Below are 20,555 nucleotides of genomic sequence, written 5' to 3' on the forward strand. Positions count from 1 at the left end.
GTCCGAGAGGGTGTAGCTGACTTTGGTTCTGATCAGATCGCGGCCTTCGCCGGCGAGCTCGATGACAACGTCGTTGACGTTTTCGACACCATAGATGTCGTTGCCGGCGCCGCCGATCAGAGTGTCGGCGCCCAGACCGCCCAACAGGCTGTTATTGCCGTCATTGCCCGTCAGGACGTTGTTCAGGGAGTTGCCCGTGGCAGTGAGATTGTCAGTGCCTGTCAGTACAAGGTTTTCCAGATTGGCGCCGAGAACCCAATCGACCGAAGAGCGAACGGTGTCGATTTCAGTGGCTAAAGTACTGGTCTCGATGACGACGTCTGCAATGTTGTCGACGATATAGATGTCATTGCCCGTGCCACCCGACATGGTGTCTGCACCGGCCATGCCATTGAGCGTGTTGTCCAGCGTGTTGCCGATGAGCACGTCATTGAAGGCCGACCCGGTGGCATTTTCGATTTTGGCGCCGTAGGCGATCGCCAGGCCGTCGTTCACTGCAGTCATGTTTGTGTAATCGACAAATGTCTTGCCGATTTGACTGTAGGCACCTTCATTCAGGTTTATACCGACGGCGGAGAGTTGATTGCTTGCGTCAATGGTGTCGTTACCGCCCGCATCCCAAATAGTCTCGAAGATCGACTGACCTGCATCCCATTTGTAAACGTTATCGCCGGTCTGCCAGAGAACATTTGCGCCATAGAGACTTTGGATGACAAGGATGTCCAGTACCATTGGCGTAGTCGGTTGATAGGAATAGTTACTGTTGTAACTCATCACTGTGAAGTGAACATCGTCCAGTTTCGGGTCAAGCAGAGTCTTGTTGGTGGCACTGGTGTCGAACGGATGCTTGAGCCCCAGGGCATGGCCGATTTCATGAACGAACGTCAAGTAGTCGTAAGTCCCTTTGCCCGGGTTCGGATCGTTGGTTTGCGGACCGACCCAGACATCACCGGCGGCAGGGTTGTTGGCAGGAAAATAGGCCCAGGCCGCCGTTTGGTCATCCATTAACCGATAGCCACCAAAACGCAGGTCGCCCACGTTGGCGATGGTGTCAGTGGTCAGCGTGAAATTGATATTGGCTACGGCACTCCAGGCACTCAATGCACTGGTGACTGCAAGCTTTTGTCCGGCAGTCAGCTCGTAAAGCGCGTTGTACTCATTGTCGGGACTATAGTTGGTGATGAAATACGACGTTCCCGGTGCCATGAAACTGTAGCTGAGGTTGGTTGGCCCAAGCGGACTCCAGTTGGATCCCAGCCAATAGGTGCCAGAGATAAGGCTGTCGACAATTGCAACACCCGTTAAAGACGATGAGAAACTGCTGGAGTAAGTACTTGGCGTAGGCATGCTGTTTTCCTGAGTGCTCTGCGGCCCGTCCTGATGCGGCCACGACAAAGGTGTGATTTTGCACCAGATTCTGTACGGTTGACATCATCTGGCCATCACTTTCTGATTAGTGGCGTCAAATACCTGACCCGACGATATCTATCGGCCAAGGCATTAGAATGCTGAGGTTCGACCACCATTGTTTGCAGGATCATTCATGTCCATTCCCAACTCCGTACTCATCCGCGAAACTTTCCCCGTCGGCCCCCTGCAGTGCAACTGCACGATCATCGGTGACCCTGTCACGAAAAAAGCCATCGTCGTCGACCCAGGCGGCAATCCTGACCTGATCATGGCGCGCCTTGATGCTCACGGTCTGAAAGTCGTCAGCATCATCCACACCCACGCGCACCTCGATCACTTCCTCGCTTCCGGGCAGATGAAAGAGAAAACCGGCGCAACCTTGCATCTGCACAAGGAAGACCAGTTCCTGTGGGACAACCTTGAGATGCAATGCCAGATGTTTGGTGTGCCGTACACTCCGGTGCCGTCGCCGGATCGCTGGTTGAGCGACGATGAAGAACTGGCCTGTGGCTGCGGTGTGGCGCTGCATACACCGGGACATACGCCCGGTTCCATGAGCTTTTGGTTTTCCGAGGCTAAGCTGTTGATTGCCGGCGACACGTTGTTTCGTCGCGGGGTAGGGCGCACGGATTTGTGGGGCGGCGATCAGGCGACCATCGTGCGATCGATCAAGCAGCGGCTGTACACGCTCGACGAAGACGCCATCGTGGTTGCCGGGCATGGTCCGGACACGCGTCTCGGGGATGAAATGCGCGAAAACCCGTTCGTGCGCGCCTAAACATTTTGTCACGAGTGTGCAGCGGAATTTTTCGGCATTGTCATGATCCAACGCCCGCACAGGTCTATTGCCTAGGGCCGCTGCCACACAAAATGCAAAAACCAGGAGCTCTTCATGTTCACCACGCCTCGTTTGATTATTGTTGCTACCGCTGTGGCCATGTTGGCCGGTTGCGCCTCGCCCAACCCGTATGACAATCAGGGGCAGGCCGACGGTGGCTCGCAAGGCATGAGCAAAACTGCCAAATACGGTGGCCTCGGCGCTCTGGCCGGTGCATTGGCAGGTGCCGCCATCGACCACAACAACCGTGGCAAGGGCGCCTTGATCGGCGCGGCGGTGGTCGGTGCTTCGGCCGCCGGTTACGGTTACTACGCCGACCAGCAAGAGAAAAAGCTGCGCGCCAGCATGGCCAATACCGGGGTTGAAGTGCAGCGCCAAGGCGATCAGATCAAACTGATCATGCCGGGCAACATCACCTTCGCCACTGATTCGGCGAACATCGCACCGAGCTTCTACCAACCGCTGAACAACCTGGCGAACTCGCTAAAAGAGTTCAACCAGAACCAGATCGAAATCGTCGGCTACACCGACAGCACCGGCAGCCGCCAGCACAACATGGACTTGTCCCAGCGTCGTGCGCAGAGCGTGGCAACTTACCTGACCTCGCAAGGTGTCAGCGGTGCCAACCTGTCGGCCCGTGGCGCCGGCCCGGATAACCCGATTGCCAGCAACGGTGACGTCAATGGCCGCGCGCAGAACCGCCGCGTCGAGGTCAACCTGAAGGCGATTCCGGGTCAGCAGTATGGTGGTCAGCAGCAACAGCCGGGTACGGTTCAGCAGTATCCGTAAGTGAATGCTTGAGTGAAGAAATGCCCGGTCTTGTGACCGGGCATTTTTTTGCCCGAACGCAGTCACCCTGTAGGAGCTGCGGCACGCTGCGATCTTTTGATCTTCAGGTTCAACAACAAGATCAAAAGATCGCAGCCTCGTTTTACTCGACAGCTCCTACAGGGTTGTTGGGCCTGTGCAGGCACCACAAACTCAACAGATACAAAAAAGCCCCCGGACAACCGAATTGTCCGAGGGCTTTTTGTTGGGCGCGAAACCCGATTACTTCTTCAGACCGTAATGCTCATCAAGCATACCCGGTGAGTTCGGGGCTTTTGGCGCGTAATCACGCGGCGGCTCCTGATCGCGCGGTGGCGTCAGACGTTCGCGCGGTGCCTGTGCGGCATCGGCGTGCAAAGCGGCGATCAGACGTTGACGGGTCTGCTCGTCCAGGGCCAGGCGGTTGGCGCCCTCGGCGAGATGATCCTGCACTTCCTGATAGCTTTGGGTCAGCTTCTTGACCAGCATCGCGGTGCTGTTGAAGTGGGTGACCACCTCGTTTTGATAGCTGTCGAAGCGCTCCTGGATATCATCCAGTTGACGCTGCGTGCGGCTCGGCGCGGCATTCGGTGCGACGCGAGCGATCAGGAATCCAATGGCGACACCCACAACCAGGGCAAGAGTCGGTAACAACCAAACTAAGAGCGAGTGTTCCACGAGTCCTTCCTCTATAAACGGCTTTGCTTTACGTTAACGGCTCGAACCTGCGCTGTATACCGCGATTCACTCGCAATAGATTGGCACAGACAATTTGCTAGACGAGTCGACCCGATTCGAGGTCACGGAGTTCCTTCCTTGCTGATGCGTGAAACCCCTGTAGTGATTGATGGCCCAGTCGGCCAAATCGAAGCGCTGTACCTCGATAACGAGCAGCCAATCGGCATCGCGCTGATCTGCCATCCGAACCCGGTGCAGGGCGGCACCATGCTCAACAAGGTCGTCTCGACCCTGCAGCGCACTGCGCGCGACGCCGGCCTGATTACTTTGCGCTTCAACTATCGCGGCGTCGGTGCCAGCGAAGGCTCCCACGATATGGGCAGCGGTGAAGTCGACGACGCCCAGGCTGCCGCCGCCTGGTTGCGGGAAAAGCACCCGGATCTGCCGCTGACCCTGTTCGGTTTCTCCTTCGGCGGATTTGTTGCAGCAAGTCTCGGCGGTCGTCTCGAAACCCAAGGCGTGCAGCTCAAGCAGCTGTTCATGGTCGCGCCGGCGGTGATGCGCCTGGGCGATCAGGATCCACTGCCACAGCACGGCGAGCTGACCGTGATCCAGCCGGAAACCGACGAAGTGATCGATCCGCAGCTGGTCTATGACTGGTCGGAACAACTCCAGCGCCCCCATGAGCTGCTGAAAGTGGCAGAATGCGGACACTTTTTTCATGGCAAGCTGACCGATCTCAAGGATCTGATCCTGCCGCGTCTCTCGAATTGATTGCAGTCTGACAAGCGATTACCCATGACGAACCGTACCCGTATTCTCACCGGCATCACCACCACCGGCACGCCGCACCTGGGCAACTACGCCGGCGCCATCCGCCCGGCGATCCTCGCCAGCCGCGACAGCAATGCCGATTCGTTCTACTTCCTGGCCGACTACCATGCCCTGATCAAATGCGATGACCCGCTGCGCATCCAGCGCTCGCGTCTGGAAATCGCCGCGACCTGGCTGGCCGGCGGCCTGGATGTCGACCGTGTGACCTTCTATCGCCAGTCCGACATTCCGGAAATTCCCGAGCTGACCTGGCTGCTGACCTGCGTCGCCGCCAAGGGCCTGCTCAACCGTGCGCACGCCTACAAGGCTTCGGTGGACAAGAACGTCGAGAGCGGTGAAGACCCGGATGCCGGCATCACCATGGGCCTCTACAGCTACCCGGTGCTGATGGCAGCGGACATTCTGATGTTCAACGCGCACAAGGTCCCGGTCGGTCGTGACCAGATCCAGCACGTGGAAATGGCCCGCGACATCGGCCAGCGCTTCAACCACTTGTTCGGCCAGGGCAAAGAGTTCTTCACCATGCCTGAAGCGCTGATCGAGGAAAGCGTGGCGACGTTGCCAGGCCTCGACGGGCGCAAGATGTCGAAGAGCTACGACAACACCATCCCGCTGTTCTCCAGCGCCAAAGAGATGAAGGACGCGATCTCGCGGATCGTCACCGACTCCAAAGCGCCGGGCGAAGCCAAAGATCCGGACAACTCGCACCTGTTCACCCTGTTCCAGGCCTTCGCCACACCAGCGCAGGCTGACGAATTCCGCAGCGAACTGCTCGGCGGTCTGGGTTGGGGCGAGGCGAAGAATCGTCTGTTCCAGTTGCTCGACAATGAACTGGGCGAGTCCCGCGAACGCTATCACCAACTGATCGAGCGTCCGGCGGATCTGGAAGACATCCTGCAACACGGCGCGAAAAAGGCCCGTGCGGTGGCGACGCCGTTCCTCAACGAACTGCGTGAAGCGGTTGGCCTGCGTTCGTTCGTCAATCAGGTGCAAGTCGCGGCGACCACCAAGAAGAAAGCCGTGAAGGCTGCACGTTTCGTCAGCTTCCGTGAAGACGACGGCAGCTTCCGTTTCCGTCTGCTGGCGGCCGATGGCGAGCAACTGCTGCTGTCGCGCAACTTTGCCGACGGCAAAACCGCCGGCCAGGTGACCAAGCAACTGCAAACCGGTCAGGCGCTGGACATCCGCAATCAAGACCTGAGCTTCAGTGTGTGGCTGGAAGGCGAGTGCGTGGGTGACAGCCCGGCGTTCGCTGATGCTGCTGCGCGGGACGCCGCGATCGAAGCTTTGCGCGTAGCGCTGACCCCGGTTCAGGACTAAACAACGGTGCGGCCCGACCAAGGGCTGATTGCCATTCCTACGGGCCGTCGCTACAGTGACGGCCCGTTTTTGTTGCCTTGCTAACGAATTATGACGCCCCTAGAACGATACCAAGCTGATCTGAAACGCCCGGACTTCTTCCATGACGCTGCGCAGGAAACTGCTGTGCGTCATCTGCAGCGCCTGTACGACGATCTGATCGCGGCCGAGCAGAACAAGCCGGGTTTGCTGGGCAAACTGTTTGGCAAGAAGGATCAGACGCCGGTCAAGGGCCTGTACTTCTGGGGCGGCGTGGGTCGCGGCAAGACTTACTTGGTCGACACCTTCTTCGAAGCGCTGCCGTTCAAGGAAAAGACCCGCACCCACTTCCACCGTTTCATGAAACGTGTGCACGAAGAGATGAAAACCCTCGGCGGCGAGAAAAACCCGCTGACCATCATCGCCAAGCGTTTTGCGACCGAGTCGCGAGTGATCTGCTTCGATGAATTCTTCGTCTCGGACATCACCGACGCGATGATCCTCGGCACGCTGATGGAAGAGCTGTTCAAGAACGGCGTGACCCTGGTTGCGACCTCGAACATCGTTCCGGACGGCTTGTACAAGGACGGCCTGCAACGCGCACGCTTCCTGCCGGCCATCGCGCTGATCAAGCAGAACACCGAAATCGTCAACGTCGACAGCGGTGTCGACTACCGCCTGCGCCACCTCGAACAAGCGGAGCTGTTCCACTATCCGCTGGACGAAGCCGCGCACGAAAGCCTGCGCAAGAGCTTCAAGGCATTGACGCCGGAATGCACGGCGGCGGTCGAGAACGATGTGCTGATCATCGAGAACCGCGAAATCCGTGCCCTGCGCACCTGTGACGACGTGGCCTGGTTTGACTTCCGTGAACTGTGCGACGGCCCGCGCAGCCAGAACGACTACATCGAGCTGGGCAAGATATTCCACGCCGTGCTGCTCAGTGGTGTCGAACAGATGAGCGTCACCACCGACGACATCGCCCGACGCTTCATCAACATGGTCGACGAGTTCTACGACCGTAACGTCAAGCTGATCATTTCTGCCGAAGTCGAGTTGAAAGACCTGTACACCGGCGGACGCCTGACGTTCGAGTTCCAGCGTACGCTGAGCCGTCTGCTGGAGATGCAATCGCACGAATTCCTGTCGCGGGCGCACAAGCCTTGAACAGATTCGGCATACAAAAAAAGGGCCTGCAATTGCAGGCCTTTTTTATGCGCTGAAAAAATCTCTAATGCACTGCAATCCCTGTGGGAGCTGGCTTGCCAGCGNATAGCGGTTTGTCAGAGAAATAGATATCACCTGACACGACGCCATCGCTGGCAAGCCAGCTCCCACAGATTTTGTGTTTGTTCAGGGGGCTACGCGGCCTGCTGAAACTGCTGCCGATACTGGTTCGGCGACAGCTCGGTGTGCTGGCGGAACAGCCGCGCAAAGAAGCTCGCATCGTCGTAGCCGACCTCGTAACTGATGGTCTTGATGCTCTTGCGGCTGCCCGACAACAGACCTTTGGCAGTCTCGATGCGCAGGCGTTGCAGGTAGTGCAGCGGCTTGTCGCCAGTCGCGGTCTGGAAGCGGCGCATGAAGTTGCGGATGCTCATACCGTGCTCGCGGGCCACGTCTTCGAAGCGGAACTTGTCGGCGAAATGCTCTTCGAGCCAGTGCTGGATCTGCAGGATGATCACGTCCTGGTGCAGCTTCTGCCCGCCGAAACCGATACGTCCCGGCGAATAACTGCGCTGCACTTCATACAGAATGTCGCGGGCCACGGCTTGCGCCACGTTGGCGCCGCAGAAGCGTTCGATCAGGTAGATATACAGGTCGCAGGCCGAAGTGGTGCCGCCGGCGCAATACAGGTTGTCGGCGTCGGTCAGGTGCTTGTCCTGATTGAGGTACACCTTGGGAAAGCGCTCGGCAAAGGCATTGAAGAAGCGCCAGTAGGTGGTCGCTTCCTTGCCGTTGAGCAGCCCAGCCTCGGCCAGCCAGAACACCCCGGTGGCTTCGCCGCAGAGCACGGCGCCGCGGGCATGTTGCTCGCGCAGCCATGGCAGGATCTGTGGATAACGGCTGCACAGTGTGTCGAAATCATCCCAGAACGCCGGGAGGATGATGACGTCGGCGTTTTCCAGGCCGCCGTCCACCGGCATCATCACGTCACTGAAGCTGTTCACCGGTTTGCCGTCGGGGCTGACCAAGCGGGTTTCAAACGCCGGTGTCAGGCCGTGGCCCAGTTGTTTGCCGTAACGCAGGCTGGCCAAATGAAAGAAATCCTTGGCCTGCATGAGAGTGGATGCGAAAACCCGGTCGATTGCCAGGATGCTGACGCGCCGCAAGGGCGTGGAGACTTGCTTGGACATAATTCAACTTTTGTTTTGTTTTTATAAGGGAAAGTGGTCACCAGACGGCTGGATCGTCTTATTTTTTGTCGGATGTGTCCAGTGTCCTGTGTCGGAGGTGAGGCTTAGTCTCTGAAGGTCATATTCCTCCAACAACAATGAAAGGTGCCGCATGATCCCCAGAACCTTGTTCAGCTCCGAGCACGAATTGTTCCGCGACAGCGTACGAACCTTCCTCGAAAAAGAGGCCGTGCCGTTCCATGCGCAATGGGAGAAACAAGGCCACATCGACCGCAAACTGTGGAACAAGGCGGGGGAGGCGGGGATGCTCTGCTCGCACCTGCCGGAAGAGTACGGCGGCCTGGGCGCGGACTTTCTGTACAGCGCCGTGGTAATCGAAGAGGTCGGTCGTCTGGGTCTGACCGGGATCGGTTTCTCGTTGCATTCGGACATCGTTGCGCCGTACATCCTGCATTACGGCAGCGAAGCGCTTAAGCAGAAGTACCTGCCGAAACTGGTCTCGGGCGAGATGGTCAGTGCGATTGCCATGACCGAACCGGGTGCCGGTTCCGACCTGCAAGGGGTCAAGACCACCGCAGTGCTGGACGGCGACGAGTACGTGATCAACGGCTCCAAGACCTTCATCACCAACGGCTTTCTCGCTGATTTGGTGATCGTGGTCGCCAAAACCGATCCCAAGGCCGGCGCCAAAGGCACCAGCCTGTTTGTGGTAGAGGCGAATACGCCGGGCTTCGAGAAGGGCAAACGCCTGGAGAAGGTCGGAATGAAGGCGCAGGACACGTCGGAATTGTTCTTTCAGGATGTGCGTGTCCCCAAGGAAAACCTGCTGGGTCAGGCCGGGGCGGGGTTTGCCTATTTGATGCAGGAATTGCCACAGGAGCGTCTGACCGTGGCGATTGGTGGTCTGGCCTCAGCCGAAGCGGCGCTGCAATGGACGCTGGATTACACCCGTGATCGCAAGGCGTTCGGCAAGGCGATTGCCGATTTCCAGAACACCCGCTTCAAACTGGCGGAAATGGCTACCGAGATTCAGATCGGCCGGGTCTTTGTCGACAAGTGCCTGGAGCTGCATCTGCAGGGCAAGCTGGATGTGCCGACAGCAGCGATGGCCAAATACTGGGGCACCGACCTGCAATGCAAGGTGCTCGACGAGTGCGTGCAGTTGCATGGCGGCTACGGTTTCATGTGGGAATACCCGGTGGCCCGGGCGTGGGCGGATGCACGGGTGCAGCGGATTTATGCCGGTACCAATGAAATCATGAAGGAGATCATTGCGCGGTCGCTGTGAGTTCTGCAGTGAATTGACGGGCCCCTTCGCGAGCAGGCTCGCTCCCACAGGGATCNGGGAGCGAGCCTGCTCGCGAAGCTTTTAACGGCCGATCAAGGCGCCGGGTTCGGATGATCCTTGTGAATCGCCTCGATCCCCGCCAGCACCTCATCGGAAAGCTTCAGATCAAAACTGGCAATGTTGCTGTCCAGTTGCTCCAGCGTCGTGGCGCCAATGATGTTGCTGGTGACGAACGGTTGCTGAGTGACGAACGCCAGCGCCATCTGTGCCGGATCCAGACCGTGTTCACGGGCCAGGGCCACGTAACGGCTGCAGGCCGCTTCCGATTGCGCGTTGAAATAGCGGCTGAAGCGGCTGTAGAGGCTCAGGCGACCTTTCGGCGGACGCGCGCCGCCTTCGTACTTGCCGGACAGGAAACCGAATGCCAGCGGCGAGTAGGCGAGCAGGCCGCACTGTTCGCGGATGGCGATTTCCGCCAGGCCGATTTCAAAGCTGCGGTTGAGCAGGTTGTACGGGTTCTGGATCGACACCGCGCGCGGCCAGCCCCGGGCTTCGGCCAGGGCAAGGAAGCGCATGGTGCCCCACGGCGTCTCGTTGGACAGGCCGATGTGGCGGATCTTGCCGGCCTTCACTTGCTCATCGAGGGCTTCGAGGGTGTCTTCAAGCGGCGTCAGGTTGGCTTCGATCTTGTGTTTGTAGCCCAGTTGTCCGAAAAAGTTGGTGCTGCGCTCCGGCCAGTGCAACTGGTAGAGGTCGATGTAATCGGTCTGCAGGCGCTTGAGGCTGGCATCCACCGCTTCAGTGATGTGCTGGCGGTTGTGGCGCAGGTTTTTGTCGCGGATGTAGTCGATGGTGTTGCCCGGGCCGGCGATCTTGCTGGCGAGGATCCAGTCGGCACGATCACCACGGCTTTTGAAATAATTGCCGATGTAGCGCTCGGTGGTGGCGTAGGTTTCGGCTTTCGGCGGCACCGGGTACATCTCGGCGGTGTCGATGAAATTGATCCCGGCTTCCTTGGCCCGCTCGATCTGGGCGAAGGCTTCAGCTTCAGTGTTTTGCTCGCCCCAGGTCATGGTGCCGAGGCAGATTGCACTCACGTTCAGGTCGGTACGGCCTAGCTGGCGATAGTCCATCGGGTGCTCCTTGGGCAAAACAATCATAAAAGCAGGTTGAAAATTTTTTCGCAATCTGCATAATTGCCGACCTCTTTCTGCAGTGGAAGTGATGCGCCGCCGCCGAAGAATCTTGCCGTTGAACGGACGCGCCGACCCGAGCCCCCGAAAGCGTCTGTATCCGGCTGCCTTTGACTTGTCAAAGTACGCACTATTCAGTAAGATCCGCCGTCTTATTTACAGGCGGCCCCTGAGGCTATAAAGAATGAAAACTTTTACTGCTAAACCGGAAACAGTAAAGCGCGACTGGTTTGTCGTCGACGCTGCTGGTCAGACCCTGGGTCGTCTGGCCACCGAAATCGCGAGCCGTCTGCGTGGCAAGCACAAGCCTGAGTACACTCCTCACGTTGACACCGGCGACTACATCGTCGTAATCAACGCCGAGCAGATCCGTGTAACCGGCGCTAAAACCACTGACAAAATGTACTACTCCCACTCCGGTTTCCCGGGCGGCATCAAGTCGATCAACTTTGAAAAGCTGATCGCCAAGGCCCCTGAGCGCGTGATCGAGACCGCGGTTAAAGGCATGCTGCCTAAGAACCCGCTGGGTCGTGACATGTACCGTAAGCTGAAAGTCTATGCGGGCGCTGCACACCCTCATACTGCTCAGCAGCCCCAAGAACTGAAGATTTAACGGAATAGTTCATTATGTCGGCGACTCAAAATTACGGCACTGGCCGTCGCAAGACCGCAACCGCACGCGTTTTCCTGCGTCCGGGTACTGGTAACATCTCCATCAACAACCGCTCCCTGGACTCGTTCTTCGGCCGCGAAACTGCCCGCATGGTAGTTCGTCAGCCGCTGGAACTGACCGAGACCGTCGAGAAGTTCGACATCTACGTCACTGTCATCGGTGGTGGTGTAAGTGGTCAGGCTGGCGCAATCCGCCACGGTATCACTCGCGCTCTGATGGACTACGACGAAACCCTGCGTAGCGCTCTGCGCAAAGCTGGCTTCGTTACTCGCGACGCCCGTGAAGTTGAACGTAAGAAAGTTGGTCTGCGTAAAGCGCGTAAGCGTCCGCAGTACTCGAAGCGTTAATTCGTTTCCACGTTCAAAAAAGAACGCCCGATTCCTCACGGAACCGGGCGTTTTTTTATGCCTGCGATTTATTAAAGAATTGCGCTGTGACAACTTGCCACATTCGTAGACCCCCTATACTACAAGGCTTGAGGGTGGGAGCCCCGGGTAATTCCCTTGTCAGAATTGGGGCTTTTCATTACCATCTCGGCAAAATTTTTATAAGTAACATTGATTTATTTAGTAGATGCCTGATTTAACAGGCCACAAAGCTGATGGGAGAGGACTGAATGAGCAATGACGGCGTGAATGCAGGCCGGCGTCGCTTCTTGGTAGCAGCCACATCCGTGGTGGGTGCTGCAGGAGCGGTGGGGGCTGCGGTCCCGTTCGTGGGGTCATGGTTTCCCAGTGCCAAGGCGAAAGCCGCCGGTGCACCGGTGAAAGTGAATGTCAGCAAGATCGAGCCAGGACAGCAGATGATTGCCGAATGGCGCGGCCAGCCGGTGTTCATTGTCCGCCGTACTGCGGAAATCCTGGGGAATCTCAAGAAGATCGAGGGCCAGCTCTCCGATCCGACTTCCAAAAACTCCACGCAACCTACTTATGTCGATCCTGAAGTGCGCTCGATCAAGCCGGAAATCCTGCTGCTGATCGGGATCTGCACTCACCTGGGTTGCTCTCCCACCTTCCGTCCCGAAGTGGCGCCTGCGGACTTGGGTAAAGACTGGGTCGGCGGCTATTTCTGCCCTTGCCACGGTTCCCACTACGATCTGGCTGGCCGCGTCTACAAGTCGCAACCCGCGCCTTTGAACCTGCCAGTTCCCCCGCATTCCTATGAGACCGATGACCTGATTGTCATTGGCGTCGATACGGAGAAAGCGTGATGAGCAAGTTCATGGATTGGGTGGATGCGCGCTTCCCTGCGACCAAAATGTGGGAAGACCATCTCAGCAAGTATTACGCGCCAAAAAACTTCAACTTCTTCTATTTCTTCGGCTCGCTGGCACTGCTGGTGCTGGTCAACCAGATCGTCACCGGTGTCTGGCTGACAATGAGCTACACCCCGTCGGCAGAAGAGGCGTTCGCTTCCGTCGAGTACATCATGCGCGACGTCGAGTACGGCTCGATCCTGCGTCTGCTGCACTCCACCGGTGCTTCGGCGTTCTTCATCGTGGTTTATCTGCACATGTTCCGGGGCCTGCTCTACGGTTCGTACCAGAAACCGCGTGAACTCGTCTGGGTGTTCGGCATGCTGATCTACCTGGCGCTGATGGCTGAGGCCTTCATGGGTTATCTGCTGCCTTGGGGGCAGATGTCCTACTGGGGTGCCCAGGTGATCATCTCGCTGTTCGGTGCGATTCCGGTCATCGGCAACGACCTGACCCAGTGGATTCGTGGTGACTACCTGATCTCCGGAATCACTCTGAACCGCTTCTTCGCCTTGCACGTCGTGGCGTTGCCGATCGTGATTCTCGGTCTGGTGGTGCTGCACATTCTGGCGCTGCACGAAGTCGGTTCGAACAACCCGGACGGCGTCGACATCAAGAAGCACAAAGACGAAAACGGTATCCCGCTGGACGGCATTGCCTTCCACCCGTACTACACCGTGAAAGACATCGTCGGCGTGGTGGTGTTCCTGTTCATCTTCTGCTTTATCGTGTTCTTCTTCCCGGAAATGGGCGGCTACTTCCTCGAAAAGCCGAACTTCGAGCAAGCCAACCCTTTCAAGACGCCTGAGCACATTGCACCGGTCTGGTACTTCACGCCGTTCTACGCGATCTTGCGTGCGATCCCGGACAAGCTCATGGGCGTGATCGCTATGGGTGCCTCGATTGCCATGCTGTTCGTGCTGCCGTGGCTGGACCGCAGTCCGGTCAAATCGATGCGCTATAAGGGCTGGATGAGCAAAATCTGGCTGCTGGTGTTCTGTATTTCCTTCGTGATCCTCGGCATTCTGGGCGTACTCGCTCCGACGCCGGAGCGCACGCTGGTGTCGCAGGTCTGCACCTTCCTGTACTTCGCCTACTTCATTCTGATGCCGTTCTACACCAGGCTCGAGAAGACCAAACCGGTTCCGGAAAGGGTGACTGGCTGATGAAAAAGTTATTTTTTGCTCTGATTTTTGCTGCGCTGCCTGTGCTGTCTTTCGCCGCCGAACACGGTGGTCCGGAGCTGGAAAAAGTCGACATCGACGTGTCCGATAAAGCTGCCCTGCAGGACGGTGCGCGCACCTTTGCCAACTATTGCATGGGTTGCCACAGTGCCAAGTTCCAGCGTTACGAACGGGTGGCCGATGACCTCGGCATTCCCCACGACATGATGCTCGAGAAGCTGGTGTTCACCGGCGCCAAGATCGGCGACCACATGAACATCGGCATGCAGCCGGCAGACGCCAAGACCTGGTTCGGTGCTGCGCCACCGGACCTGACCCTGGTGGCTCGGGTGCGTGGCACCGATTGGCTCTACGGTTACCTGCGCTCGTTCTACGAAGATCCGGCGCGCCCTTGGGGCGTGAACAACAAGGTCTTCCCGAACGTCGGCATGCCTAACGTGCTGGTCGGCCTGCAAGGTCGTCAGGTGGTGGGCTGCAAGCAAGTGCAGATCGTCGAGGACGGCAAGAAGCAATACGATCCGCTGACCGGTACGCCGCTGACTCATGAAGCGTGCGATCAGTTGACCATCGTGCCGAAAACCGGTGCTCTGAACGAAGAGCAGTTCGATGAGAAGGTCAAGAATCTGGTAACCTTCCTGGCTTACTCGGCTAACCCGGTTAAGCTGCAACATCAGCGCATCGGTACTTACGTCTTGCTGTATCTGGCGTTCTTCTTTGTGTTCGCCTACCTGCTCAAGCGTGAATACTGGAAAGACGTGCACTGATACGCTTCAAGCATTGCTGTTAATCGCGCGCGCCCAAGGGCGCCTCCGATAACGCAATGTCTGGTTCGCCAGGCATTGCGGGAGGCGCCCTCTGGGCGCGCGCGTTTTTCCGGTTCCAATCATTTCAACAAGCGAGGAGGATCGCCATGGGCGTGACCAATCGGTTGGCCTGTTACTCCGACCCCGCCGACCACTATTCCCACCGAGTGCGCATCGTGCTTGCAGAGAAGGGTGTCAGCGCCGAAATCATTTACGTGGAAGCTGGCCGCCAGCCGCCTAAACTGATTGAGGTGAACCCTTACGGCAGTCTCCCGACACTGGTCGATCGCGACCTGGCGTTGTGGGAGTCGACCGTGGTGATGGAATATCTGGATGAGCGTTACCCGCATCCGCCACTGATGCCGGTTTACCCGGTGGCGCGTGCCAACAGCCGTCTGCTGATTCACCGTATTCAGCGCGACTGGTGTGGTCTGGTGGATCTGATTCTGGATCCGAAAACCAAGGAAGCCGCGCGTGTCGTGGCACGCAAGGAATTGCGTGAAAGCCTGACGGGCGTGTCGCCGTTGTTTGCCGACAAGCCGTTTTTCCTCAGTGAGGAACAAAGTCTGGTGGATTGCTGCCTATTGCCAATACTCTGGCGTTTGCCGATTCTGGGTATTGAACTGCCGCGGCCGGCCAAGCCGCTGCTTGATTATATGGAGCGCCAGTTTGCGCGTGAGGCTTTCCAGGCGAGTCTGTCTGGCGTCGAACGCGATATGCGCTAAGGCTTAAGGAGCCGCTATGAACTCCAGTCGACCTTATCTGGTCCGCGCGCTCTACGAGTGGATTGTGGATAACGATTGCACCCCGCACATGCTGGTCAATTCCGAATACCCGGCAGTGCAGGTTCCGCAGGGCTTCGCCAGTGACGGGCAAATTGTCCTGAACATTTCGCCCAGCGCCGTGCGGCACTTGCACATGGACAACGACGTGGTGACCTTCGAGGGTCGCTTCGGTGGCGTTCCGCACAGTCTGTATGTGCCAATCAGCGCGATTCTGGGCATCTACGCCCGGGAGAACGGGCAGGGCATGGTGTTCGATCTCGAGTCGCCGATGGATGACGAAGACGATATCGAGCCGGATGACGACTTGCCGCCACCGGACAGCGAGCCGCCGCGCCCAAGTGGCCGGCCAAGTTTGAAAGTGGTGAAGTAATAAAAAAGGCGACCCGAGAGGGTCGCCTTTTTTATTACGTAGGAGCTGCCGAAGGCTCGGGCCGCGTTCGGACGATCTTTTGATCTTGTTTTTAACGATCAAAAGATCGCAGCCTCGTTTCACTCGGCAGCTCCTACAGAAGTGCAGATCAATCGATGTATTCAAACAGCTTCACGATCTTCTGCACACCGGAAACGCTCTGCACCAGGTTGGTCGCCTGTTGGGCTTCCTGCTTGGTCAGCAGGCCCAGCAGATACACGATGCCGTTCTCGGTCACGACCTTGATGCGCGAGCCGGGAATGCTGGCATCGGTCAGCATCTGGGTCTTGATCTTGGTGGTCAGCCAGGCGTCGTTCTGGCGGGCGAGGAAGCTCGACGGCGCAATCACTTGCAGCTCGTTGTGCACCTTCTTCACGCGCTGGACGTTGGCGGCGGCCTGCTCAGCCTTGGCCTTGAGGTCTTCGCGCGGCGTCTGGCCGGCGAGCAGCACCACGCCGTTGAAGCTGGTGACGACGATATGCGAGTCCTTGTCCAGGCCGGGGTCGGCCTTGGCCACGTTGACGCCGACTTTGGTTTCGATCAGCGAGTCGTCGATTTTACTGCCGAAGGTTCGGGTGCCGCGGTCGTCTTCAATCGGCGCTTCACGGCTGGCATTCACCACCGAGGTGCAGCCGCTGATGCCGAGGCACAGGGTCAAGGCCAGAAGGCCAAGGCGATTAGGGGTCATTCTTCACTCCCGAACAGTTGGCTGTCGATCAGATCGCAGAGGCAATGGATCGCCAGCAGATGGACTTCCTGAATACGTGCAGTGACATGGGCCGGTACGCGAATCTCGACATCTTCAGGCAGCAGCAGTGAAGCCATGCCGCCGCCATCGCGGCCAGTCAAAGCTACGACAACCATTTCGCGATCATGTGCGGCCTGGATCGCTTGAATAATGTTTGCCGAGTTGCCGCTGGTCGAGATTGCCAGCAATACGTCGCCGGGTTGACCCAATGCGCGGATCTGCTTGGAGAACACTTCGTTGTAGCTGTAGTCGTTGGCGATCGAGGTGATGGTCGAGCTGTCGGTGGTCAGGGCGATGGCCGGCAGGCTCGGGCGTTCACGCTCGAAGCGGTTGAGCAGTTCGGAAGAGAAGTGCTGGGCGTCGCCGGCAGAGCCGCCGTTGCCGCACGAAAGCATTTTGCCTTCGTTGAGCAGGGCGTTGACCATGATCTGGCTGGCTTGCTCGATGTGCGGTGCAAGTACGTCCATCGCCTGTTGCTTGGTGTCGATACTGGCCTGGAAAAGCTGGCGAATTCGGGATTGCATGTCCATCTGTGTGACCTTAAGTAGCGCGGCTGTTCGGCACGTGAATGTGCAGCCCGCAAAGCAAAGAGCAAAAATTGTCGGTGAAAGTGTCCGGGGTGGTGTGCAGAGAATCAACCATCGAACGCATTCTGCAACCAGTTCAACTGATCCGGGTGCCTGTCGATGGCCACCACGTCGAAGCGGCAAGGGGAATCGGCCCAGCGTGACTCGCGCTGAAGGAAATGCTGTGCGGCGAAAATCAGCTTCTGCCGTTTGCGCTCATCGATGCTAGCGAGCGCGCCACCCCATTGAGTGTTTTTTCTGTAGCGGACTTCGACGAATACTACTGTATCGCCATCAAGCATGACCAGATCAAGCTCGCCCCGTTTGCATGACCAGTTCTGCGCCAGCAGGCGCAGACCCTGGTGTTGCAGATGCTCGAGCGCCTGGCGCTCGGCATCTTTACCGCTTTGCAGGTGCGAGCCGTCGGGCATCAGCGCGGGGTGTCCGGCAGGCGTTGAACCTGACCGTTGACGAACTGCGCCCATGGCAACTGACGCACTACGCGTTGGGTCTGGGTCATGCCCAGGCTACCCGACTGACCTTCGATGCGGCTGTCCGGCAGCGCCTTCAACTGACCCAGGCGCGGCGCCAGACGGTAGGCGTCGACGCCCATGGCGTAAAGGCGACCCAGGCTGCCGGCCGCTTGCGGCCATTGCGCGGTGACTTGCTGACGCAGCGGGTCATTGGCTTCCAGCAACCATGGGGTTTCGCAGAAGCGCACGCCGTTCATGTCGTTGTACTGGTTCACATCGCCGCTGGCGCTGTACACGTGGGAGGTTGCGTACACAGGAACATCACCCGCGTACTGGAAGTTCAGGGTCGGCTTGATCTGCTGCGCTTGCTGCGGGGTGGCTGCCAGGAAGATGAACTCGATGTCCTGGCGACGCGACGGCTGCGCGGCGACATTGGTGCCAGCAGCGTTTTGCAGGCTCTTGGCGCGGGCTTCGCTTTGACGCAGCTGGAACATGTCAGCGATCTGCTGGGCCAGTTGCACTGGCTGATCAACGCGTTCGGTGGCAACGATGCTGCCGCCATTGGCCTGCCAGTCCTGGCTGAACGCACGCAATACGCGGTCGCCCCATTCGCCTTTCGGCACCATGATCGCCGCGCGATGCAGGCCGTCGGCGCGGGCGCGACGCGAAACTTCGCGAGCTTCGTCTTCAGCCGCCAGACCGAACTGGAACAGTTGCGCCGGACCTTGATCGCCTTCGCTGTAGTTCAGCGCGAGGGTGGTGATTGGCAGTTGCGGACGGGTGCTCAGTTGCTTGACCAGCGGTTTTTCCAGCGGGCCGACCACCAGTTGCACGCCATCGGCCTGGGCCTTGCGGTAGAACTCGTCCATCGAGGTCAGTTTGGAGCTGTCGTAAAACTCGATGGCGGGCGGCTTCTGACCGGCCTGTTGTGCTTGATAGTGCGCCGCCATGAAACCTTCACGCAGCGCTTTACCGACTGAGGCCAGTGGGCCGTCTTGCGGCAGCAGCAGGGCAATCTTGCTCAGGGGCTGGCTGGCCAGTTCCTTGAGTTTGGTCAGTGGCAGCGGCAGGTTGATTGCTGCTGGGTGCTTTGGATTCTGTGCGCGCCAGGCATCGATCGCCGCTTGCTGCTGTTCCAGGGTGCCGGCGGTTTTCACAGCCAGGGCCAGGCCCATCCAGCCGCCGAGATCGTCGGCGGTGTTGGGTTGCAGTTGATCGGTCGGCAGCGAAGCGATCAAAGTCCAGATGGCTTCGTGGTTCTTGCTCGCGGCTTCGCCTTTGAGCATTGGAGCGATGAAGATGCGCTCACGAGCGGCTGCCAGGGTCTGGCCGTCGGCTTCCAGTGCGCGGGCGTGCACGGTGCCGGTGCGAACTTGCTGATCTTCCGGCATTTCGCTCAGGTGCTGCAGGCTCGGATGACCCAGGGCGGTCAGCGCAGCTTTCGGCTGATTACGCGTCATTGCCAGCTCAGCGGACAAGGTGCTGGCGAAGATCTGCTGGCCTGGCTTCAACTGCTCCATTGGCACTTGTTGCAGGATCTGCGCGGACTGGCCGGCATTGCCCTGGCGATAAGCGAGGTCTGCCGCGCTCAAGCGCAACAACGCGGCTTTTTCCGGCGTCTTGGCCTGGGTAGCCTGTTCGAGCAGTTGCTCGATGCTGGCATCCGGAGTCCGTGGAAGTTCGCCAAGGCTGGAGGAAGGGGAGCTGGCGCAGGCCGCCAATAAGGCAGCGAGGCAGAGGGCAGTGAACAGCCGCAGGCAAGCGATCATGTAAGTGTTCCTGATACTCGATCAAATTAGCGTGGAATTGTACCCAAGCGCTGGCCGGGGCGCGATGTTACTGGCGTGAAACCGTCAATTTAGCTGAAGCAAATGTTGCGGCATCGCACAAAGACGCGCAAAACCGGCGTCGGCCGGAACGCATCGCAAGCCTCGTGACGCGTTACAATGCCGGCTTTTACCGATCATGAGGTGTGCGCTTTGACTGCTCCAGGTCCTTTGAATTCCGCTGCTGGCTCGCTTTATGTGGTGGCGACGCCCATCGGCAACCTGGACGACATCAGCGCCCGGGCTCTGAAAATCCTTCGCGAAGTGGCGTTGATCGCCGCCGAAGACACACGGCACTCGGCGCGCTTGATGCAGCACTTCGGCATTGCCACGCCGCTGGCCGCGTGCCATGAACATAACGAACGTGATGAAGGTAGCCGCTTTATTACCCGTTTGCTGGCAGGCGATAACGTCGCGCTGATATCTGATGCCGGGACACCGCTGATTTCCGATCCGGGTTATCACCTCGTGCGTCAGGCGCGGGCGGCGGGCATCAATGTGGTGCCGGTGCCGGGTGCCTGTGCGTTGATCGCAGCGCTGTCGGCGGCGGGGCTGCCCTCCGACCGGTTCATTTTTGAAGGCTTCCTGCCGGCCAAGTCGGCAGGGCGCAAGGCGCGCCTGGAATCGGTAAAGGAAGAGCCACGCACGCTGATTTTCTACGAGGCCCCGCATCGCATTCTCGAGTGCCTGCAGGACATGGAAGCGGTGTTCGGTGGCGAGCGTCAGGCGTTGCTGGCCCGGGAAATCACCAAGACCTTCGAGACGCTCAAAGGCTTGCCGCTGGCTGAGTTGCGGGCGTTTGTCGAGTCCGACAGCAATCAGCAGCGCGGCGAGTGCGTGGTGCTGGTCGCGGGCTGGTCTGCACCGCAGTCCGAGGACGCGGTCAGCAGCGAGGCGATGCGCGTCCTCAACCTGCTGCTCGAAGAGATGCCGCTCAAGCGCGCCGCCGCCCTGGCCGCGCAAATCACCGGTGAGCGCAAAAACGTGCTGTATCAGGTCGCACTGGAACAGCAGAAGGGCGAGTAACCCGTCGCGCAGACGGGTTCCACGGCTATTAGCGCTTGTTCTTCGGGCGCTCTGCCGTTAACCT

At 58.7% G+C, this 20,555-nt stretch carries 22 protein-coding genes; 14 read left to right on the top strand and 8 right to left on the bottom strand.

What is annotated here, in order from left to right:
- The coding region (locus ACTJKS_RS20190; RefSeq protein WP_440828981.1) for a M10 family metallopeptidase C-terminal domain-containing protein at positions 1 to 1,347 on the bottom strand (1,347 nt) is incomplete at its 3' end.
- Positions 1,348 to 1,543: 196 nt separating this feature from the next.
- On the opposite strand from ACTJKS_RS20190, the gene ACTJKS_RS20195 reads away from it, so the two are divergent.
- Positions 1,544 to 2,188, top strand: a complete 645-nt coding sequence (locus ACTJKS_RS20195) for an MBL fold metallo-hydrolase (protein WP_108183752.1) — start codon at positions 1,544 to 1,546, stop codon at positions 2,186 to 2,188.
- A gap of 114 nt (positions 2,189 to 2,302) precedes the next feature.
- On the top strand, positions 2,303 to 3,037 hold the full coding sequence (locus tag ACTJKS_RS20200; protein WP_007961595.1) for an OmpA family protein: 735 nt from the start codon (positions 2,303 to 2,305) through the stop codon (positions 3,035 to 3,037).
- A gap of 261 nt (positions 3,038 to 3,298) precedes the next feature.
- Here the strand turns inward: ACTJKS_RS20200 and ACTJKS_RS20205 are convergent, their stop codons facing one another.
- Complete coding sequence (locus tag ACTJKS_RS20205) at positions 3,299 to 3,733, bottom strand: YhcB family protein (protein ID WP_007961596.1); 435 nt, start codon at positions 3,731 to 3,733, stop codon at positions 3,299 to 3,301.
- A gap of 144 nt (positions 3,734 to 3,877) precedes the next feature.
- Here ACTJKS_RS20205 and ACTJKS_RS20210 point away from each other — a divergent pair, with 144 nt between their 5' ends.
- From ACTJKS_RS20210 to zapE, 3 genes are all read left to right on the top strand, one after another.
- Complete coding sequence (locus ACTJKS_RS20210; protein WP_108184430.1) at positions 3,878 to 4,507, top strand: alpha/beta hydrolase; 630 nt, start codon at positions 3,878 to 3,880, stop codon at positions 4,505 to 4,507.
- A gap of 24 nt (positions 4,508 to 4,531) precedes the next feature.
- Positions 4,532 to 5,887, top strand: coding sequence for a tryptophan--tRNA ligase (locus tag ACTJKS_RS20215; RefSeq protein WP_047296436.1), 1,356 nt, complete (start codon positions 4,532 to 4,534; stop codon positions 5,885 to 5,887).
- 90 nt (positions 5,888 to 5,977) lie between these two features.
- Entirely contained in the window at positions 5,978 to 7,072 is a 1,095-nt protein-coding gene (gene zapE / locus ACTJKS_RS20220) for a cell division protein ZapE (RefSeq protein WP_041074841.1), read from the top strand.
- A gap of 194 nt (positions 7,073 to 7,266) precedes the next feature.
- On the opposite strand, the gene ACTJKS_RS20225 is transcribed toward zapE, so the two are convergent.
- Positions 7,267 to 8,163: a GlxA family transcriptional regulator gene (locus ACTJKS_RS20225; RefSeq protein ID WP_174376918.1), complete on the bottom strand. Its 897-nt coding sequence runs from the start codon at positions 8,161 to 8,163 to the stop codon at positions 7,267 to 7,269.
- A gap of 250 nt (positions 8,164 to 8,413) precedes the next feature.
- Here ACTJKS_RS20225 and ACTJKS_RS20230 point away from each other — a divergent pair, with 250 nt between their 5' ends.
- Entirely contained in the window at positions 8,414 to 9,550 is a 1,137-nt protein-coding gene (locus ACTJKS_RS20230) for an acyl-CoA dehydrogenase family protein (protein ID WP_108183751.1), read from the top strand.
- Positions 9,551 to 9,642: 92 nt separating this feature from the next.
- On the opposite strand, the gene ACTJKS_RS20235 is transcribed toward ACTJKS_RS20230, so the two are convergent.
- Entirely contained in the window at positions 9,643 to 10,683 is a 1,041-nt protein-coding gene (locus tag ACTJKS_RS20235) for an NADP(H)-dependent aldo-keto reductase (protein WP_041073179.1), read from the bottom strand.
- A 244-nt stretch (positions 10,684 to 10,927) separates the two neighbouring features.
- On the opposite strand from ACTJKS_RS20235, the gene rplM reads away from it, so the two are divergent.
- The 7 genes from rplM (at position 10,928) to ACTJKS_RS20270 (ending at position 15,813) form a co-directional block, all read left to right on the top strand.
- A complete protein-coding gene (gene rplM / locus ACTJKS_RS20240; protein ID WP_003228062.1) occupies positions 10,928 to 11,356 on the top strand; it encodes a 50S ribosomal protein L13 in 429 nt (142 codons plus the stop codon).
- Positions 11,357 to 11,370: 14 nt separating this feature from the next.
- Positions 11,371 to 11,763 (top strand): 30S ribosomal protein S9, encoded by a 393-nt coding sequence (gene rpsI, locus ACTJKS_RS20245; protein ID WP_007961615.1) that lies wholly within the window; start codon positions 11,371 to 11,373, stop codon positions 11,761 to 11,763.
- Positions 11,764 to 12,032: 269 nt separating this feature from the next.
- Positions 12,033 to 12,626 carry a ubiquinol-cytochrome c reductase iron-sulfur subunit gene (gene petA / locus ACTJKS_RS20250; RefSeq protein ID WP_003228055.1) on the top strand — a complete coding sequence of 198 codons (594 nt, stop codon included), beginning with the start codon at positions 12,033 to 12,035 and terminating at the stop codon, positions 12,624 to 12,626.
- The gene (locus ACTJKS_RS20255; RefSeq protein ID WP_108183750.1) at positions 12,626 to 13,837 is read left to right on the top strand and encodes a cytochrome b; all 1,212 of its coding nucleotides are present in this window, start codon (positions 12,626 to 12,628) and stop codon (positions 13,835 to 13,837) included. The genes petA and ACTJKS_RS20255 overlap by 1 nt, the downstream gene beginning before the upstream one ends.
- The gene (locus ACTJKS_RS20260; protein ID WP_007961619.1) at positions 13,837 to 14,619 is read left to right on the top strand and encodes a cytochrome c1; all 783 of its coding nucleotides are present in this window, start codon (positions 13,837 to 13,839) and stop codon (positions 14,617 to 14,619) included. The genes ACTJKS_RS20255 and ACTJKS_RS20260 overlap by 1 nt, the downstream gene beginning before the upstream one ends.
- A gap of 146 nt (positions 14,620 to 14,765) precedes the next feature.
- Complete coding sequence (locus ACTJKS_RS20265; RefSeq protein WP_003228048.1) at positions 14,766 to 15,383, top strand: glutathione S-transferase N-terminal domain-containing protein; 618 nt, start codon at positions 14,766 to 14,768, stop codon at positions 15,381 to 15,383.
- Positions 15,384 to 15,399: 16 nt separating this feature from the next.
- The gene (locus ACTJKS_RS20270; protein WP_003228047.1) at positions 15,400 to 15,813 is read left to right on the top strand and encodes a ClpXP protease specificity-enhancing factor; all 414 of its coding nucleotides are present in this window, start codon (positions 15,400 to 15,402) and stop codon (positions 15,811 to 15,813) included.
- Positions 15,814 to 15,961: 148 nt separating this feature from the next.
- Here the strand turns inward: ACTJKS_RS20270 and ACTJKS_RS20275 are convergent, their stop codons facing one another.
- The 4 genes from ACTJKS_RS20275 to ACTJKS_RS20290 all read right to left on the bottom strand — a co-directional run bounded on the left by ACTJKS_RS20275 (position 15,962) and on the right by ACTJKS_RS20290 (position 19,408).
- A complete protein-coding gene (locus ACTJKS_RS20275; RefSeq protein ID WP_007961621.1) occupies positions 15,962 to 16,540 on the bottom strand; it encodes a BON domain-containing protein in 579 nt (192 codons plus the stop codon).
- Positions 16,537 to 17,130, bottom strand: a complete 594-nt coding sequence (locus tag ACTJKS_RS20280; protein WP_025109297.1) for a phosphoheptose isomerase — start codon at positions 17,128 to 17,130, stop codon at positions 16,537 to 16,539. Before ACTJKS_RS20280 ends, ACTJKS_RS20275 begins: the two co-directional genes overlap by 4 nt.
- Before the next feature lie 104 nt (positions 17,131 to 17,234).
- Positions 17,235 to 17,597, bottom strand: a complete 363-nt coding sequence (locus tag ACTJKS_RS20285; protein ID WP_041073170.1) for a YraN family protein — start codon at positions 17,595 to 17,597, stop codon at positions 17,235 to 17,237.
- Complete coding sequence (locus ACTJKS_RS20290) at positions 17,597 to 19,408, bottom strand: penicillin-binding protein activator (RefSeq protein ID WP_108183749.1); 1,812 nt, start codon at positions 19,406 to 19,408, stop codon at positions 17,597 to 17,599. Before ACTJKS_RS20290 ends, ACTJKS_RS20285 begins: the two co-directional genes overlap by 1 nt.
- Before the next feature lie 177 nt (positions 19,409 to 19,585).
- Here ACTJKS_RS20290 and rsmI point away from each other — a divergent pair, with 177 nt between their 5' ends.
- Complete coding sequence (gene rsmI, locus ACTJKS_RS20295; RefSeq protein ID WP_086791633.1) at positions 19,586 to 20,491, top strand: 16S rRNA (cytidine(1402)-2'-O)-methyltransferase; 906 nt, start codon at positions 19,586 to 19,588, stop codon at positions 20,489 to 20,491.
- Positions 20,492 to 20,555: the final 64 nt, after the last annotated feature.

Source organism: Pseudomonas sp. 22189 (assembly GCF_052045635.1).
In the GTDB taxonomy this organism is placed as follows: domain Bacteria; phylum Pseudomonadota; class Gammaproteobacteria; order Pseudomonadales; family Pseudomonadaceae; genus Aquipseudomonas; species Aquipseudomonas parakoreensis.

Excerpts from the sequence above, each read along its gene's own strand:
- ACTJKS_RS20195 (WP_108183752.1), top strand. The coding sequence starts at position 1,544 with ATGTCCATTCCCAACTCCGTACTCATCCGCGAAACTTTCCCCGTCGGC.
- ACTJKS_RS20200 (WP_007961595.1), top strand. The coding sequence starts at position 2,303 with ATGTTCACCACGCCTCGTTTGATTATTGTTGCTACCGCTGTGGCCATG.
- ACTJKS_RS20210 (WP_108184430.1), top strand. The coding sequence starts at position 3,878 with ATGCGTGAAACCCCTGTAGTGATTGATGGCCCAGTCGGCCAAATCGAA.
- ACTJKS_RS20215 (WP_047296436.1), top strand. The coding sequence starts at position 4,532 with ATGACGAACCGTACCCGTATTCTCACCGGCATCACCACCACCGGCACG.
- zapE (WP_041074841.1), top strand. The coding sequence starts at position 5,978 with ATGACGCCCCTAGAACGATACCAAGCTGATCTGAAACGCCCGGACTTC.
- ACTJKS_RS20230 (WP_108183751.1), top strand. The coding sequence starts at position 8,414 with ATGATCCCCAGAACCTTGTTCAGCTCCGAGCACGAATTGTTCCGCGAC.
- ACTJKS_RS20235 (WP_041073179.1), bottom strand. The coding sequence starts at position 10,683 with ATGGACTATCGCCAGCTAGGCCGTACCGACCTGAACGTGAGTGCAATC.
- rplM (WP_003228062.1), top strand. The coding sequence starts at position 10,928 with ATGAAAACTTTTACTGCTAAACCGGAAACAGTAAAGCGCGACTGGTTT.
- rpsI (WP_007961615.1), top strand. The coding sequence starts at position 11,371 with ATGTCGGCGACTCAAAATTACGGCACTGGCCGTCGCAAGACCGCAACC.
- petA (WP_003228055.1), top strand. The coding sequence starts at position 12,033 with ATGAGCAATGACGGCGTGAATGCAGGCCGGCGTCGCTTCTTGGTAGCA.
- ACTJKS_RS20255 (WP_108183750.1), top strand. The coding sequence starts at position 12,626 with ATGAGCAAGTTCATGGATTGGGTGGATGCGCGCTTCCCTGCGACCAAA.
- ACTJKS_RS20260 (WP_007961619.1), top strand. The coding sequence starts at position 13,837 with ATGAAAAAGTTATTTTTTGCTCTGATTTTTGCTGCGCTGCCTGTGCTG.
- ACTJKS_RS20265 (WP_003228048.1), top strand. The coding sequence starts at position 14,766 with ATGGGCGTGACCAATCGGTTGGCCTGTTACTCCGACCCCGCCGACCAC.
- ACTJKS_RS20270 (WP_003228047.1), top strand. The coding sequence starts at position 15,400 with ATGAACTCCAGTCGACCTTATCTGGTCCGCGCGCTCTACGAGTGGATT.
- ACTJKS_RS20275 (WP_007961621.1), bottom strand. The coding sequence starts at position 16,540 with ATGACCCCTAATCGCCTTGGCCTTCTGGCCTTGACCCTGTGCCTCGGC.
- ACTJKS_RS20280 (WP_025109297.1), bottom strand. The coding sequence starts at position 17,130 with ATGGACATGCAATCCCGAATTCGCCAGCTTTTCCAGGCCAGTATCGAC.
- ACTJKS_RS20285 (WP_041073170.1), bottom strand. The coding sequence starts at position 17,597 with ATGCCCGACGGCTCGCACCTGCAAAGCGGTAAAGATGCCGAGCGCCAG.
- ACTJKS_RS20290 (WP_108183749.1), bottom strand. The coding sequence starts at position 19,408 with ATGATCGCTTGCCTGCGGCTGTTCACTGCCCTCTGCCTCGCTGCCTTA.
- rsmI (WP_086791633.1), top strand. The coding sequence starts at position 19,586 with ATGCCGGCTTTTACCGATCATGAGGTGTGCGCTTTGACTGCTCCAGGT.